General features: G+C 44.6%; 13 protein-coding genes and 4 tRNA genes. 14 read left to right on the forward strand and 3 right to left on the reverse strand.

Features of this window, described 5'->3' with window-relative positions:
- Nucleotides 1–1117: 1117 nt before the first annotated feature.
- Together pssA and BTO10_RS21505 are read right to left on the reverse strand one after the other, a co-directional pair.
- Nucleotides 1118–2458 carry a CDP-diacylglycerol--serine O-phosphatidyltransferase gene (gene pssA, locus BTO10_RS21500; protein WP_105025787.1) on the reverse strand — a complete coding sequence of 447 codons (1341 nt, stop codon included), beginning with the start codon at nucleotides 2456–2458 and terminating at the stop codon, nucleotides 1118–1120.
- 91 nt (nucleotides 2459–2549) lie between these two features.
- Entirely contained in the window at nucleotides 2550–2981 is a 432-nt protein-coding gene (locus BTO10_RS21505; RefSeq protein WP_105025788.1) for a GNAT family N-acetyltransferase, read from the reverse strand.
- A 66-nt stretch (nucleotides 2982–3047) separates the two neighbouring features.
- Here BTO10_RS21505 and murB point away from each other — a divergent pair, with 66 nt between their 5' ends.
- Both murB and birA read left to right on the forward strand, forming a co-directional pair.
- Nucleotides 3048–4094 (forward strand): UDP-N-acetylmuramate dehydrogenase, encoded by a 1047-nt coding sequence (gene murB / locus BTO10_RS21510; RefSeq protein ID WP_004741895.1) that lies wholly within the window; start codon nucleotides 3048–3050, stop codon nucleotides 4092–4094.
- Nucleotides 4091–5056, forward strand: coding sequence for a bifunctional biotin--[acetyl-CoA-carboxylase] ligase/biotin operon repressor BirA (birA, locus tag BTO10_RS21515; RefSeq protein ID WP_004741894.1), 966 nt, complete (start codon nucleotides 4091–4093; stop codon nucleotides 5054–5056). The genes murB and birA overlap by 4 nt, the downstream gene beginning before the upstream one ends.
- 7 nt (nucleotides 5057–5063) lie before the next feature.
- Here birA and coaA read toward each other — a convergent pair whose 3' ends face one another.
- The gene (gene coaA, locus BTO10_RS21520; protein WP_105025789.1) at nucleotides 5064–5987 is read right to left on the reverse strand and encodes a type I pantothenate kinase; all 924 of its coding nucleotides are present in this window, start codon (nucleotides 5985–5987) and stop codon (nucleotides 5064–5066) included.
- Nucleotides 5988–6197: 210 nt separating this feature from the next.
- On the opposite strand from coaA, the gene BTO10_RS21525 reads away from it, so the two are divergent.
- From BTO10_RS21525 to rpoB, 12 genes are all read left to right on the forward strand, one after another.
- Nucleotides 6198–6273: transfer RNA gene (locus BTO10_RS21525), tRNA-Thr, on the forward strand.
- Between the two features lie 45 nt (nucleotides 6274–6318).
- Nucleotides 6319–6403 (forward strand) — tRNA-Tyr (locus BTO10_RS21530).
- Nucleotides 6404–6442: 39 nt separating this feature from the next.
- A tRNA-Gly gene (locus tag BTO10_RS21535) sits at nucleotides 6443–6517 on the forward strand.
- A gap of 13 nt (nucleotides 6518–6530) precedes the next feature.
- A tRNA-Thr gene (locus BTO10_RS21540) sits at nucleotides 6531–6606 on the forward strand.
- 95 nt (nucleotides 6607–6701) lie between these two features.
- Nucleotides 6702–7886 (forward strand): elongation factor Tu, encoded by a 1185-nt coding sequence (gene tuf, locus BTO10_RS21545; RefSeq protein WP_105025790.1) that lies wholly within the window; start codon nucleotides 6702–6704, stop codon nucleotides 7884–7886.
- A gap of 223 nt (nucleotides 7887–8109) precedes the next feature.
- Nucleotides 8110–8487: a preprotein translocase subunit SecE gene (gene secE, locus BTO10_RS21550; protein WP_004737071.1), complete on the forward strand. Its 378-nt coding sequence runs from the start codon at nucleotides 8110–8112 to the stop codon at nucleotides 8485–8487.
- 13 nt (nucleotides 8488–8500) lie between these two features.
- Nucleotides 8501–9049: a transcription termination/antitermination protein NusG gene (nusG, locus tag BTO10_RS21555; RefSeq protein ID WP_004737072.1), complete on the forward strand. Its 549-nt coding sequence runs from the start codon at nucleotides 8501–8503 to the stop codon at nucleotides 9047–9049.
- Nucleotides 9050–9261: 212 nt separating this feature from the next.
- Complete coding sequence (rplK, locus tag BTO10_RS21560) at nucleotides 9262–9690, forward strand: 50S ribosomal protein L11 (RefSeq protein ID WP_026084318.1); 429 nt, start codon at nucleotides 9262–9264, stop codon at nucleotides 9688–9690.
- Between the two features lie 4 nt (nucleotides 9691–9694).
- Nucleotides 9695–10399, forward strand: a complete 705-nt coding sequence (gene rplA / locus BTO10_RS21565) for a 50S ribosomal protein L1 (RefSeq protein WP_004737074.1) — start codon at nucleotides 9695–9697, stop codon at nucleotides 10397–10399.
- A 238-nt stretch (nucleotides 10400–10637) separates the two neighbouring features.
- Complete coding sequence (gene rplJ / locus BTO10_RS21570) at nucleotides 10638–11132, forward strand: 50S ribosomal protein L10 (RefSeq protein WP_004737075.1); 495 nt, start codon at nucleotides 10638–10640, stop codon at nucleotides 11130–11132.
- Between the two features lie 57 nt (nucleotides 11133–11189).
- The gene (rplL, locus tag BTO10_RS21575; RefSeq protein ID WP_004737076.1) at nucleotides 11190–11558 is read left to right on the forward strand and encodes a 50S ribosomal protein L7/L12; all 369 of its coding nucleotides are present in this window, start codon (nucleotides 11190–11192) and stop codon (nucleotides 11556–11558) included.
- Between the two features lie 234 nt (nucleotides 11559–11792).
- Nucleotides 11793–15821: a DNA-directed RNA polymerase subunit beta gene (gene rpoB / locus BTO10_RS21580; protein ID WP_004737077.1), complete on the forward strand. Its 4029-nt coding sequence runs from the start codon at nucleotides 11793–11795 to the stop codon at nucleotides 15819–15821.
- Nucleotides 15822–15829: the final 8 nt, after the last annotated feature.

Below are 15829 nucleotides of genomic sequence, written 5' to 3' on the forward strand. Positions count from 1 at the left end.
TTTTACATCTATCAAAAATGTGTATGTTGTATCAGGTTATATTCGGTAACCAAATGGTGAATAGATAGGATGACAACCCAACTAAATCACACCTTTTAGAAAGCCTAGTCTTACGACTAGGCTTTCGTCGTTTCTAGGGTTTGATAATTCGGTCTTCTACCAACGAGCCCCGTTTGTGTGCGAGTCAGATGAAATCCCAGCTCAGATATTTATACTCAGCCAAGCATAACTGCTTGGGCTCTCTTTACATTTGAATTTCTGTATTCGCCTTTTATTAGAGAGAGTCTCCTAAAGGTTTGCCCATTATTGAACTAACGAACTAGATGTGCCCGCCTTTCGTCTTTTCTCAGTAATGGTCTTTTGATCTTCGATTAACAACTCTTACCCTATTTGGTTCTAGCTATCCCTGAACTATAGGAGCGTCGTTATTTATCCAAATCGCTCTCTTGTTTAAAGCTAGGGTTTGTTCGTTAGTGTGCTCGATAGAACCGCTTTGTTTCTTATTGTGAAGCCTAACCTACGACTTGGCTTTGATTGGCTCTAGACTAGGTTCGGTATTATTATTAAGCACTATTCTGGGTTAGTACGCCCACACCAAACCGAGAATCTTATGAGCTTACTTGCGTTAGAAATACATAGCTTTCAACTTACTATGTTTGGTCTTGAAGGTTCTAGTTCCAAGCTTATTGGCGGCTTGTTACTTGGTGTATGCGGTAGTACAACGTTAGTTTTTGCCTGATGGTCAAATAACACGACCCCTTAATGCTTTCCCACCAAAGCTGATGTGTAACCTACTCTTCTTGCTGGTATTCAATGGAGCTGAATACCTTTGTTATATGTGTGAGTACTGACTAAGTTAGTAGTTGCTCACTATGTTTGAGAGCACTTACTGAGAAGCGATTTATGATAAGGGTATGCTTTCGATAGGCCCTGTCTTACCGAATACGACTATAGCTCTTCTGTCCCCAACTGTTATTTTCCCCCAGACAGAAGATAGAGAGCCTGTGAAGCTCCATTTATCACAGCTTAGTGACCTCAGTGGATAATCTAGAACCTATTAATACAAAAACGCCTAGCGTTTGCTAGGCGTTGGTAAATCATATCTTGTGTACGTTCACTAGAGTATTTGTTTAAGTACTCTGTCAGCTTTTACTCGCGTAATCTTGCGAATCAGCTTTTGAACTTCTTCTGGGTAGCTATCTACTTTGTCTAACTGCTTATAAGTACAAATAAGCTGAGTGTGTTGAAGAATATTATCTACTTCAGCTTGGAACTTATCAGTTAGGTGGTGATAGTTATCTTGGATAAAGATGCCGTTCTCTAGGTCTAATTTCCAAGCTCTTGGGTTTAGGTTATTACCAGTAAGCAGCATGTAGCGCTTATCGACCCAAATGCCTTTCAGGTGGAAGCTGTTAGAGTCGTGTCGCCAAAGTTGAATCGATAGATTACGGCTTGCAATATGTGCTTCATTGGCCTTAGCAAAGCGACGTAAGTTCAGTTCATAAAGGTATGGTAAGCCACCAATCGTTTTAAACTCTTCTTCTGGAGAGATGAAGAAATCATTAGCCGTTTTGTCACCAACAACAATGCTGACCTTTACACCACGCTTAAGCGCCTTCTTAACTTCTTTAGCTAGGCTAGGAGGGAAGTTAAAGTAAGGAGTACAAATGAAGATCTCGTCTTTAGCCTGAGCGACCAGTTGGTTGATGCCTTGGTTAAGACGATTGCGTCGTTTGCCAATGCCTACTAAAGGCGTTACCGCTACTTGCTCTGGTGAAACATCCTGACCATCAAATTGGTACTGAGATCTGGCTAGAGATGCACGAAACTGGCGGATCGCTGGTTTTAGCTCTTTAGTTGCTGGCTTGTTCTTATCTGCTAAGTCGTACACAGCGCTGTCAGAGATCATTTGCTCATGAACGTAGGCAAACATTGAGTCTGCCAGTGATGCGTTGTTTAAAACATGGTAGCGGTCAAAGCGATAACGGTCGTGATAGTTCAGGTAGATGTTGTTAAGGCTTGCACCACTGTAGATCACGCTGTCATCAATGATAAAGCCCTTTAAGTGCAATACACCAAAGACTTCTTTACCACGAACAGGGATACCGTAGACAGGGACTGGGTGCTGATACTTTTCAGCAAACTCTTTGTACATGGCAGCATTGCCTTCAGAAGACTCTGCACCAATTAATCCGCGTTGAGCTCTGTGCCAATCAACACAAACGCTTACGTCAAGATCTGGATTCTTTTGTTTTGCTTCATATAAGGCAGTTAGGATCTCACGGCCAGCCTCATCATCTTCAAGATATAAAGCGACTAAGCTAATGCGGGTCGTTGCACGAGATATCTCGTCTAGAAGACGAGTTCGAAACTCTTGCGCTGATAGTAGTACTTCAAACTTGTCAGGATTCTGCGCTATGGTTGGCAACTGTATGAATGGATTCCTACTGGCAATCATATTGACTGTTTTACCTTAAAAATATGCAAAATTGCGAACCTTTAATTTTACCAAAGGCAAAGCCCCAAATACTAGAAAATCGAGGCATTCTCTAACAATTTTGCTGATATTGCATAGGAATGAGATCTTTCCCGCTATTTGAATAACGCTCATATAAAACCCGTAAGGCGTTCGGTAGCTGTTTCGGATCGACCTGGACAAATTGGTGTCGACCGTAAAAGCTCGTGAGGTGAGCATAGGCAAAGCAGTAATCGTTCTCTGTGAGTGTATGTTTTGCACAATACTCCATTAGCTGGGAGCCTAACTGTTTACCGCGATGTTGCTTCGAGATCGCCATGCCTGTCAGTAAGCGCGAGTCTTCTATAGCACGGAAACGGACGACACCACAAAGTTCGTCATCAAGTAAGAGTGAATAAATTAGCTCACTTTTATTGGCTTTCCCTGTTGGGTAATGCTCTTTATAGAAGCGTTTAACAAGGGGAACCTTTACTGGGTCTAATTGAGTAATGATGACATTGTTCATTCAGTCACTGCGCCACTGGTTTATCTGCTGTAGAATGAACGCAGTGTAAGTTAATTGAATATCGCCATGCAATTCCATCTCAATGCTAGTTTAAAAAACGTTCATACCTTTTCTATTGATCAAACCTGTGATGCTTTGGTTGAAGTGACCACGATTGAAGAGTTGATCTCGGTTTATCAGGACCCTAAATGGCAATCTACGCCTAAGCTGATGCTAGGAAAGGGCAGTAACATGCTTTTCACTGAGCATTTTGCAGGCCTTGTCATTATCAATAAGCTGTCTGGCATTACCTTAACGGGGTCGGATAACCATCACTTACTCCATGTTAATGGTGGTGAGGATTGGCCAAGCTTAGTTAAGTGGGCCGTAGAGCAAGATCTTGGTGGATTAGAAAACTTAGCAATGATTCCAGGTTGTTCCGGATCTGCGCCGATTCAAAACATCGGTGCTTATGGTGTCGAGCTACAGGATGTGTGCGAATACGTCGATATTCTTTGTCTGGATACTTATACAGTTAAGCGCTTAAGCAAAGAAGAGTGCCTCTTTGGTTACCGAGATTCGACTTTTAAACACGCCCTTTACGGCAAAGCTATTGTGGTCGCGATTGGCTTAACGTTACCGAAAGTATGGCAGCCATGTAATCATTATGGTCCTCTGAAAAGCCTGCCTGAAGAGACACTCTCTCCTCAAACGATATTTAATGAAGTATGCGCAATTCGCTCGAGCAAATTGCCAGACCCTGCTGTTCAGGGTAATGCAGGCAGTTTCTTTAAAAACCCAGTGATCAGTAAAGATCATTTTGATCGCTTGCAGTCTGAGTACCCAACGATTGTGGGCTATGCGAGTGAGAATATGATCAAAGTCGCTGCTGGTTGGTTGATCGATCAATGTCAGTTTAAAGGCGTTAATCAAGGTGGTGCTCAGGTTCATCCAAATCAAGCGCTTGTGATCATCAACTATGATGAGGCGACGGCAGTGGATGTGCTTAAGCTAGCAGACCGAGTTCGTCAAGCCGTATTAGACAGGTTCGATATTCGCCTTGAACATGAGGTTCGTTTTATGGGACGTGATGGTGAGACAAATCTTGATAAGGCTTTGGAGGCGTTAGTATGAGAGAGCACAGCACCAAGCTAGCCCTGTTAAAATGCCTTGCTGATGGTGAGTTTCATTCAGGCGAAGACCTTGGTGAGGTGATTGGGGTATCTCGAGCCGCTATCAGCAAACACATCAAAGGTATTCAAGAGTGGGGTTTGGATATCTACCGTGTACAGGGTAAAGGCTACAAGCTAGCGGACCGATTGGACATGCTAGACCATGAGCAACTATCTGCTGCTAATAGCAACGCATCTCTTGAGCTGATCCCTATTATAGGTTCGACCAACCAACACCTGTTAGATCGCACCAATGAGCTAGAATCTGGCTCGGTTTGTGTTGCTGAATACCAAGCCTCTGGTCGCGGTCGCCGTGGCAGGGAGTGGGTGTCACCATTTGGAGCCAACCTATACCTTTCGATGTACTGGAGACTCGACGCCGGGATGGCAGCTGCGATGGGCCTAAGCCTTGTTGTGGGCGTTGCGGTTGTCGAGGCTCTGGAAGAGATGGGCGTTGAAGGCGTGAAGCTCAAATGGCCTAATGACCTTTACCATAACGATAAGAAACTTGCAGGCATCTTAGTTGAGTTGTCGGGGCAATCTGGCGGTGCTGCTCATATCGTCATTGGTTTAGGACTCAACCTGTCGATGGACCCTTCAACTTCTGGTATTGGTCAACCATGGACCTCACTTAAAGAAGTGTGTGATGGTCAGGTGCCTGATCGTAATCAGCTTGCACAATCCTTGATTAACGCTTGGGAGAAAGCACTGGTTGATTATGAAATGAAAGGGATGTCGAACTTTGTTGAGCGTTGGAATCGCTTGGATAATTTCTTAGGTCGCAATGTGAAGCTGATTATTGGACCTAGAGAAATTGAAGGTGTCGTACAAGGGATTGATGAGCAGGGTGCTGTATTGCTTAAAACCGAGAATGGTATCGAAAGTTATATCGGCGGTGAAATCTCACTTAGGAAGGGTAGCTAAGACCTTCCTACTTTCTTAGTAATACTTCTTCAACCATGTGATCTGCACCTTTTCGTAGGATCAGGTGCGCTCGCTCTCTGGTTGGCAGGATGTTCTTCTCCAGATTTAATCCATTGATTGAACTCCAAATCGCTTCTGCTTTATCCAATGCCGCTTGGTTCGATAATTTAGTGTAATGACTAAAGTAAGAGCCCGGCTTGGTAAATGCCCCTTCTCTAAATTTCATAAAGCGGTTGATATACCACTCTTTGATTTGTTGGCTGTCTGCATCCACATAGAGTGAAAAGTCCAGGAAGTCAGAAATAAACACACGGTGTGGCTCGTGTGGGTAGTTCATTCCACTCTGCAATACGTTTAGACCTTCAATGATCAACACGTCAGGTAGGTCAACACACTTAACATCATCAGTAATGTTGTAGGTTAGATGTGAGTAGACTGGTGCTGTGACGTTTCTTTTGCACGCTTTAACGTCTGAGACAAAATTAACTAGACGCTTAATATCGTAAGATTCAGGAAAGCCCTTTTTACTCATCAAACCTTTTTCTTCCAACACCTCATTTGGATATAGAAAGCCGTCGGTGGTGACTAGCTCGACTTTTGGGTGGTTTTCCCAACGAGAGAGTAGGGCCTTAAGTAGACGCGCAGTTGTACTTTTTCCCACTGCAACACTACCAGCAATACCAATAATGAATGGCGGCGCTTTCTCTTTTTTATCAAGGAATTGATGAAGTACTGAATTGCGATTTTGTCTGGCTGCCACATAGAGGTTCAATAGGCGAGAAAGCGGCAGGTAGATCTCTACAGCTTCTTCCATGGTGAGCTTTTCATTGATGCCTTGAAGCTCTTTTAAGTCGCTTTCAGAAAGTGTCATCGGAACTAAATTCCTTAGTTCAGACCAGTGTGTACGGTCAAATGACATGAATGGGCTCATACAAAACTCTATAGTGGATAACAAAACAAGTGCATGGAAAATACATCAAGCGATAGATAAATAAAATATCTTCCTGTACTAGATGCGGGTTAAAGACGGAAACCTTGAGCTAAATAGTCGTATGTCGGAGTTTGGGCAGAGAATTTTGCACTTTTTTTCAATTTACTATTGCAAGGTGGAAAATCATTCAATAAAATGCGCCCCACTCGTGCCGACTTAGCTCAGTAGGTAGAGCAACTGACTTGTAATCAGTAGGTCACCAGTTCGATTCCGGTAGTCGGCACCACTTTCTCCCTTCCTATGAGGCAAGCGAGAGAAAGCTCAAAAATTTGGAGAGGTTCCCGAGTGGCCAAAGGGAGCAGACTGTAAATCTGTTGGCACTGCCTTCGATGGTTCGAATCCGTCCCTCTCCACCATATTCTAAAGGTTAAATAGCTCAAACAGAGTTACGTGTTGCGTGCATCGTATAATGGCTATTACCTCAGCCTTCCAAGCTGATGATGCGGGTTCGATTCCCGCTGCACGCTCCAACTCATTTTGTGTGCTGATATAGCTCAGTCGGTAGAGCGCACCCTTGGTAAGGGTGAGGTCCCCAGTTCGACTCTGGGTATTAGCACCAGTCTAAAGCTTCTTCTCCTTTAATAAAGAAAACCATTTTTTTTGGTTGCGTGGTCTTATTTTAAGCCACCTAATCCGTACCTAGAGGGACACCCCATGTCTAAAGAAAAATTTGAACGTACGAAACCGCACGTAAACGTTGGTACTATCGGCCACGTTGACCACGGTAAAACAACTCTAACAGCTGCTATCTGTACTACACTTTCTAAAGTGTACGGTGGTGAAGCGAAAGACTTCGCATCTATCGATAACGCTCCAGAAGAGCGTGAGCGCGGTATCACAATCGCAACTTCTCACGTTGAGTACGACACTCCAACTCGTCACTACGCACACGTAGACTGTCCAGGACACGCGGATTATGTTAAAAACATGATCACTGGTGCTGCACAAATGGACGGTGGTATCCTAGTTGTTGCTGCGACTGACGGCCCAATGCCTCAAACTCGTGAGCACATCCTACTTGGTCGTCAAGTTGGTATCCCTTACATCATCGTATTCATGAACAAATGTGACATGGTTGATGACGAAGAGCTACTAGAACTAGTAGAAATGGAAGTTCGTGAACTTCTTTCTGAGTACGAATTCCCAGGTGATGACCTACCAGTAATCCAAGGTTCTGCTCTTGGCGCACTAAACGGCGAGAAGCAATGGGAAGACAAGATCGTTGAGCTAGCTGAAGCTCTAGATACTTACATCCCAGAGCCAGAGCGTGCAGTAGACCAACCGTTCCTACTACCAATCGAAGACGTATTCTCGATCCAAGGTCGTGGTACAGTTGTAACTGGTCGTATCGAGCGTGGTATCCTACGTGTAGGTGACGAAGTAGAAATCGTTGGTATCAAAGAAACAACAGTAACTACTTGTACTGGTGTTGAAATGTTCCGTAAGCTTCTAGACGAAGGTCGTGCTGGTGAGAACGTTGGTGCACTTCTACGTGGTACTAAGCGTGACGAAGTTGAACGTGGCCAAGTACTATCTGCTAAAGGTTCTATCAACCCACACACTAAGTTTGAGTCTGAAGTATACGTACTTTCTAAAGACGAAGGCGGCCGTCACACTCCTTTCTTCAAAGGTTACCGTCCACAGTTCTACTTCCGTACAACTGACGTAACAGGCGACATCACTCTACCAGAAGGCGTAGAAATGGTAATGCCAGGTGACAACGTTCAAATGACTGTTGAGCTAATCGCTCCAATCGCAATGGACGAAGGTCTACGTTTCGCTATCCGTGAAGGTGGCCGTACTGTAGGTGCTGGTGTTGTAGCTAAAATCTTTGCATAAGATTTGACGAACCACTAGTAAAAAGGGCATCATTTGATGCCCTTTTTCTGCGCTAAAAAAAGAGTTGAGCGAATTGGCATCAATTTCAGCTCTTAGTAAAGAATTAAACAGTCTTTTTGACTAAAATGACTGTTAGATGTGTTGTTCTGCAACGCAAAGGAATGTGCCCTGCAACAGCGGGGTTATTGTCGTCTATATTTAAGACTTATCACAGGTTGGTTTTATGAAAGCAAACGCTGAAACTCCTGATAGCTCAAGTGCAGCAGATACAATGAAGTGGGTAGTCGCTTTTGTACTGTTAGCCGCTGCTGTTGTGGGTAATTACCTGTATGGTGAATTGTCTGTTGTAATTCGCGCTGCAGGTGTAGTTGTGCTGATTGCTGCCGCACTAGGCGTTGCAGCAACAACAACTAAAGGTAAAGCTGCGATCGATTTTGCAAAAGAATCTCGCATGGAGATTCGTAAAGTGGTTTGGCCTACTCGCCAAGAAACTATGCAAACTACATTGATCGTTTTAGCTGTATGTATTGTTATGTCTCTAGTGCTTTGGGGAATTGACGGCATTATGGTCCGTTTAGTTTCTCTAGCGACTGGGGTGTAGAGGGTTCTGATTCATGAGTGAAGCTCCAAAAAAACGTTGGTATGTAGTTCAAGCCTTTTCTGGTTTTGAAGGTCGTGTTGCACAATCGCTACGCGAGCATATTAAAATGCACAACATGGAAGAACTATTTGGCGATGTGCTAGTACCTACTGAAGAAGTAGTGGAAATGCGTGCTGGGCAACGTCGTAAAAGTGAACGTAAATTCTTCCCTGGCTACGTATTAGTTCAAATGATCATGAATGATGAATCATGGCACTTAGTACGCAGCATTCCGCGTGTTATGGGCTTCATTGGTGGTACCTCTGATCGTCCAGCACCAATCACTGATAAAGAAGCTGATGCTATCTTGAATCGTCTAGAGAAAGCGAGCGAAGCTCCACGTCCTAAGACAATGTTCGAAGCAGGTGAAGTGATTCGTGTTAACGATGGTCCATTTGCTGACTTCAACGGCACTGTTGAAGAAGTAGATTACGAGAAGAGCCGCATTAAGGTATCTGTATCGATCTTTGGTCGTGCAACACCGGTTGAGCTTGAATTTGGTCAGGTTGAAAAACTGGACTAAGACTCGATTAGTTGAACTAAGTTGTGGATAACTTATTAGCAACTTGTTCAAAATAAAAGAGTATAAAAAATCACCTTTTTAGGGTTGTTTAAGGCGCGAATTATGATTATAATTTCGCGCCTTTTTGCTTCTATGGAAGTGAAAAGCGTTAATTGAATTTATGGGGAGCTTGCCTTACGGCTAGCGCATGTACCCAAATATTAGGAAATATCATGGCTAAGAAAGTTGAAGCTTATATCAAACTGCAAGTTGCAGCTGGTATGGCAAACCCGTCGCCACCGGTTGGTCCTGCTCTAGGTCAACACGGTGTTAACATCATGGAATTCTGTAAAGCGTTCAACGCAAAAACAGAATCTGTTGAGAAAGGTCTACCGACTCCAGTAGTTATTACTGTATACAACGACCGTTCTTTCACGTTCGTAACTAAGACTCCACCTGCTGCTGTTCTTCTTAAGAAAGCTGCTGGCGTTAAGTCTGGTTCTGGTCGTCCAAACACTGAAAAAGTGGGTACTGTAACTGACGCTCAAATCCAAGAAATCGCAGAAACTAAAGCTGCTGATATGACTGGTGCTGACATCGAAGCAATGAAGCGTTCAATCGCTGGTACTGCTCGTTCAATGGGCCTAGTGGTAGAGGGTTAATAAGATGGCAAAACTTACTAAGCGTATGCGCGTAATCCGCGACAAAGTTGACGCGACTAAAGAATACGAAATCAACGAAGCTGTTGCTCTTCTTAAAGAACTAGCTACTGCTAAATTCGTTGAGTCTGTAGATGTTGCTGTTAACCTAGGCATCGATGCTCGTAAATCTGACCAAAACGTACGTGGCGCAACTGTGCTACCTCACGGTACTGGCCGTGAAATCCGCGTTGCTGTGTTCACTCAAGGTGCAAACGCAGAAGCAGCTAAAGAAGCTGGCGCAGATGTTGTTGGTATGGAAGATCTTGCTGAGCAAGTGAAGAAAGGCGAAATGAACTTCGACGTTGTTGTTGCTTCTCCAGATGCAATGCGTGTTGTTGGTCAACTAGGTACTATCCTAGGTCCACGCGGCCTTATGCCAAACCCTAAAGTTGGTACTGTAACTCCTAACGTTGCTGAAGCTGTTAAGAACGCTAAAGCTGGTCAGGTTCGTTACCGTAACGACAAGAACGGCATCATCCACACTACTATCGGCAAAGCATCTTTCGAAGCTAACCAGCTTCAAGAGAACCTAGAAGCTCTTCTAGTTGCTCTTAAGAAAGCTAAGCCTTCTTCAGCGAAAGGTACTTTCCTGAAGAAAGTAAGCATCTCTACTACTATGGGTGCTGGTGTTGCTGTTGATCAGGCTAGCCTGAACACTCAAGCAAACTAATTTGCTTAGGCGCAGATTTAGTGTATACTTCTGCGCCTAATATTTGTGGTTGGGTGATTTGAAGCAATTCAAATTATCTATCCCAAGACCGTAGGCGCTGTACTTTTCGGAGCTACAGCTTAATAAAACCTACGTAGGCGGTGCCTAATTTAAATGAAGTGATTCATATTTATTAGCATCGTAAACGCTCATTACACACTGTAATGGGTGCTGTAATCACAACCAGAGGTTAATCCAAATGGCTTTAAATCTTCAAGACAAAAAAGCAATTGTTGCTGAAGTCAACGAAGCAGCTAATGGTGCACTTTCTGCAGTTGTAGCTGATTCTCGTGGCGTTGAAGTTGGCGCAATGACTTCTCTACGTAAACAAGCTCGCGAAGCGGGTGTTTACATGAAAGTTGTTCGTAACACACTAGCACGCCGTGCGGTTCAGGGTACAGACTACGAGTGTCTAACTGACACTTTCACTGGTCCAACTCTGATCGCGTTCTCTAACGAGCACCCAGGTGCTGCAGCGCGTCTTTTCAAAGACTTCGCTAAAGAGAACAAAGATTTCGAGATCAAAGCTGCTGCATTTGAAGGCGCAGTTACTGATGCTGAAGTACTAGCGACACTACCAACTTACGACGAAGCTATCGCACGCCTAATGATGTGCATGAAAGAAGCTTCTGCTGGCAAGCTGGTTCGTACTATCGCTGCACTACGTGACCAAAAAGAAGAAGCAGCGGCTTAAGCCTTGCTTTTCACTGGTTGCAAATTAAACTTATTGTTGACTTAAAAGAGAATTGTTATGTCTATTACTAACGAGCAAATCCTAGACGCAGTTGCAGAAATGTCTGTAATGCAAGTTGTTGAGCTTATCGAAGCTATGGAAGAGAAATTCGGCGTATCAGCTGCTGCTGCAGTTGTAGCTGGTGGCGCTGCTGGCGGCGACGCTGCTGCTGAGCAAACTGAATTCGACGTTATCCTAGCTTCTGCTGGTTCTAACAAAGTACAAGTTATCAAAGCTGTACGTGGCGCAACTGGCCTAGGTCTTAAAGAAGCTAAAGGTCTTGTAGACTCAGCTCCAGCACCTCTAAAAGAAGGCGTTGACAAAGCTGAAGCTGAAGCTCTTAAAGCACAGCTAGAAGAAGCTGGCGCTTCTGTTGAAATCAAGTAATTATTACTTAATTTCTTAGCCGCAAGGCTAATGGCTGGTGGTTATTTAACCACCGGCCTTTTTGCGCTGTAGGGCTATGACGAATTTTCCGCTGTTTAAGCGTCATAACCCGAGCAAAAAAACAGTCATGTTTTCGATATGATTGTTCACTACATTAAACAGCTGTTAGTCACTACCCCCTCCGAGGAGTGTTTTGGGTAGTTTGGGTCACTTATCAGCGAGCTGAGGAACCCCATGGTTTACTCTTATACCGAGAAAAAGCGCATCCGTAAGGACTTTGGTACTCGTCCACAAGTTTTGGACATTCCATACCTATTATCGATCCAGCTTGATTCTTTCGATAAATTCATCGAACAGGATCCAGAAGGTCAATACGGTCTTGAGGCTGCTTTTCGTTCTGTATTCCCAATTCAGAGCTACAACGGCAATTCTGAGCTGCAATACGTTAGCTACCGTCTTGGTGAGCCAGTTTTTGATGTTAAAGAATGTCAAATCCGTGGTGTAACTTACTCAAAGCCACTACGCGTTAAACTACGTCTAGTTATCTTTGATCGAGATGCGCCAGCAGGTACTGTAAAAGACATTAAAGAACAAGAAGTCTACATGGGCGAAATTCCGCTTATGACAGACAATGGTACTTTCGTAATTAATGGTACCGAGAGGGTTATCGTATCCCAGCTGCACCGAAGCCCAGGCGTGTTCTTCGACAGTGATAAGGGTAAGACCCACTCATCTGGTAAAGTTCTTTATAACGCACGTGTAATTCCTTACCGTGGCTCATGGTTAGACTTTGAGTTCGATCCTAAGGATAACTTATTCGTACGTATCGACCGTCGTCGTAAGCTACCAGCTTCAATCATCCTTCGTGCACTGGGTAAGTCAACTGAAGAGATCCTAGATCTGTTCTTCGACAAGGTGAACTTCGAAGTGAAAGACCAAACTCTTCTTATGGAGTTGGTTCCTGATCGTCTACGTGGTGAAACTGCGTCATTCGACATCGAAGCAAACGGCAAAGTTTACGTTGAGACTGGTCGTCGTGTTACTGCTCGCCACATCCGTCAACTTGAGAAAGATGGCGTTGAGCACATCGAAGTACCTGTAGAGTACATCGTTGGTAAAGTTGCATCTAAAGATTACATCAACGAAGCAACTGGCGAGATCATCGTTGGCGCGAACCAAGAGATCAGCCTAGAGGCACTTGCTAACCTATCTCAAGCAGGTCACAAAGCTCTAGAAGTACTGTTCACGAATGACCTAGACCATGGTCCATTCATGTCAGACACTCTACGTGCAGATAGCACAGTAGATCGCATCTCTGCATTGGTAGAAATCTACCGCATGATGCGTCCTGGCGAGCCACCAACGAAAGAAGCTGCAGAGTCTCTATTCGAAAGCCTATTCTTCTCAGAAGAACGCTACGACCTATCAACTGTAGGCCGTATGAAGTTCAACAGCTCTATCGAGCGTGACGAAGAAGAAGAGCGCGGTACTCTGGATGAATCAGACATCATCGAAGTGATGAAGAAACTGATCGGCATCCGTAACGGTAAAGGCGAAGTGGACGATATCGACCACCTTGGCAACCGTCGTATCCGTTCTGTAGGTGAAATGGCAGAAAACCAATTCCGTGTTGGTCTAGTTCGTGTAGAACGTGCCGTTAAAGAGCGCCTAAGCCTTGGTGACCTTGATGCAATCATGCCTCAAGATCTAATCAACGCTAAGCCTATCTCTGCTGCAGTTAAAGAATTCTTTGGCTCTTCACAGCTTTCACAGTTCATGGACCAAAACAACCCATTGTCAGAAGTTACGCACAAGCGTCGTATCTCTGCTTTAGGTCCTGGTGGTCTTACTCGTGAGCGCGCAGGCTTCGAAGTACGTGACGTTCACGTAACTCACTACGGTCGTCTATGTCCGATCGAAACGCCTGAAGGTCCAAACATCGGTCTAATTAACTCACTATCTGCATTCGCACGTTGTAACGATTACGGTTTCCTAGAAACTCCGTACCGTCGTGTAGTAGATGGCGTAGTAACAGACGAAGTTGATTACCTGTCTGCAATCCAGGAAGGTCAATTTGTAATCGCGCAGGCGAACACCGTTCTTACTGAAGAAGGTACGTTCGCAGATGAGCTAATCACTGCTCGTCAAAAAGGTGAATCTGGTCTTCACCCACGCGACCACGTTGACTACATGGACGTTGCGACAAACCAAGTAGTATCTATCGCTGCATCGCTTATCCCGTTCCTAGAACACGATGATGCGAACCGTGCATTGATGGGTGCGAACATGCAACGTCAAGCGGTACCAACACTTAAGGCTGATAAGCCTCTAGTAGGTACTGGTATCGAACGTAACATCGCAGTTGACTCTGGTGTTACAGCGGTTGCTAAACGTGGCGGTATGATTCAGTCTGTGGACGCTTCTCGTATCGTAGTTAAGGTTAATGAAGATGAGCTAGTACCTGGCGAAGCTGGTATCGACATCTACAACCTAACTAAGTACACGCGTTCAAACCAGAACACATGTATCAACCAACGTCCTACCGTGCTGCCAGGTGAACCTGTATCACGCGGCGACGTACTAGCTGACGGTCCTTCAACAGACCTTGGTGAGCTAGCACTTGGTCAAAACATGCGTATCGCGTTCATGCCTTGGAATGGTTACAACTTCGAAGACTCGATCTTAGTATCTGAGCGCGTAGTTCAAGAAGACCGTTTCACGACTATCCACATCCAAGAACTATCTTGTGTGGCTCGTGATACTAAGCTGGGCTCTGAAGAGATCACAGCTGATATTCCAAACGTAGGTGAGTCTGCTCTGTCTAAACTAGACGAGTCAGGTATCGTTTACATTGGTGCTGAAGTTAAGGGTGGCGACATCCTAGTTGGTAAAGTAACACCTAAAGGTGAAACTCAACTGACTCCTGAAGAGAAGCTACTACGTGCAATCTTCGGTGAGAAAGCATCTGATGTTAAAGATACTTCTCTACGTGTACCAAACTCTGTTTCGGGTACTATCATCGATGTACAAGTCTTCACTCGCGATGGCGTAGAGAAAGACAAGCGTGCACTTGAAATCGAACAGATGCAGCTTAAAGAAGCTAAGAAAGACCTAACTGAAGAGTTCCAAATTCTTGAGGGTGGCCTTCTTAACCGTGTTAAAGCTGTACTTCTGTCTGGTGGTTACTCTGAAGCTAAGCTTGATACGATCGGTCGTAAGCAATGGCTAGAGCAAGTTCTAGAAGACGATGCGCTACAAACACAGCTTGAGCAACTTGCTGAGCAGTGGGATGAGCTAAAAGCAGACTTCGATAAGAAGTTTGAAACTAAGCGTCGTAAGATCACTCAAGGTGATGATCTAGCGCCTGGCGTTCTTAAGATTGTTAAAGTTTACCTAGCGGTTAAACGTCGTATCCAGCCTGGTGATAAGATGGCGGGTCGTCACGGTAACAAAGGTGTAATCTCTAAGATTAACCCTGTTGAAGACATGCCATACGATGAGAAAGGTCAGCCTGTAGACATCGTACTTAACCCACTGGGTGTACCATCGCGTATGAACATCGGTCAGATCCTAGAAGTACACTTAGGTCTGGCAGCGAAAGGTATCGGTGACAAGATCAACCAAATGGTTAAGGAACAGCAAGAACTTCATAAGTTCCGTGAGTTCCTACAGAAGGTTTATGATCTTGGTGATACTCGTCAGAAAGTTGATATTGCTGAACTGTCTGATGATCAAGTTCGTACACTGATCAAGAACCTACGTGGCGGTCTACCGATTGCTACTCCTGTGTTCGATGGTGCTTCTGAAACGTTAATCAAAGAACTACTTAAACTGGGTGATCTGCCAGAATCTGGTCAGCTTAAACTGTTTGATGGTCGTACTGGTGACTCGTTTGAGCGTCCTGTAACTGTAGGTTACATGTACATGCTGAAACTGAACCACCTTGTTGATGACAAGATGCACGCTCGTTCTACTGGTTCGTACAGCCTAGTAACTCAGCAACCACTTGGTGGTAAAGCTCAGTTCGGTGGTCAGCGTTTCGGTGAGATGGAAGTATGGGCACTAGAAGCATACGGTGCTGCTTACACGCTTCAAGAAATGCTAACAGTTAAGTCGGATGACGTTAACGGCCGTACTAAGATGTACAAGAACATCGTAGATGGCAACCACAGCATGGAACCTGGCATGCCAGAGTCGTTCAACGTACTGTTGAAAGAGATTCGCTCGCTAGGTATCAACATCGAGCTAGAAGACGAAGAGTAATCCCTTCT

The sequence above is a fragment of the Vibrio chagasii genome, assembly GCF_002954585.1.
GTDB classification, from domain to species: Bacteria; Pseudomonadota; Gammaproteobacteria; order Enterobacterales; family Vibrionaceae; genus Vibrio; species Vibrio chagasii_A.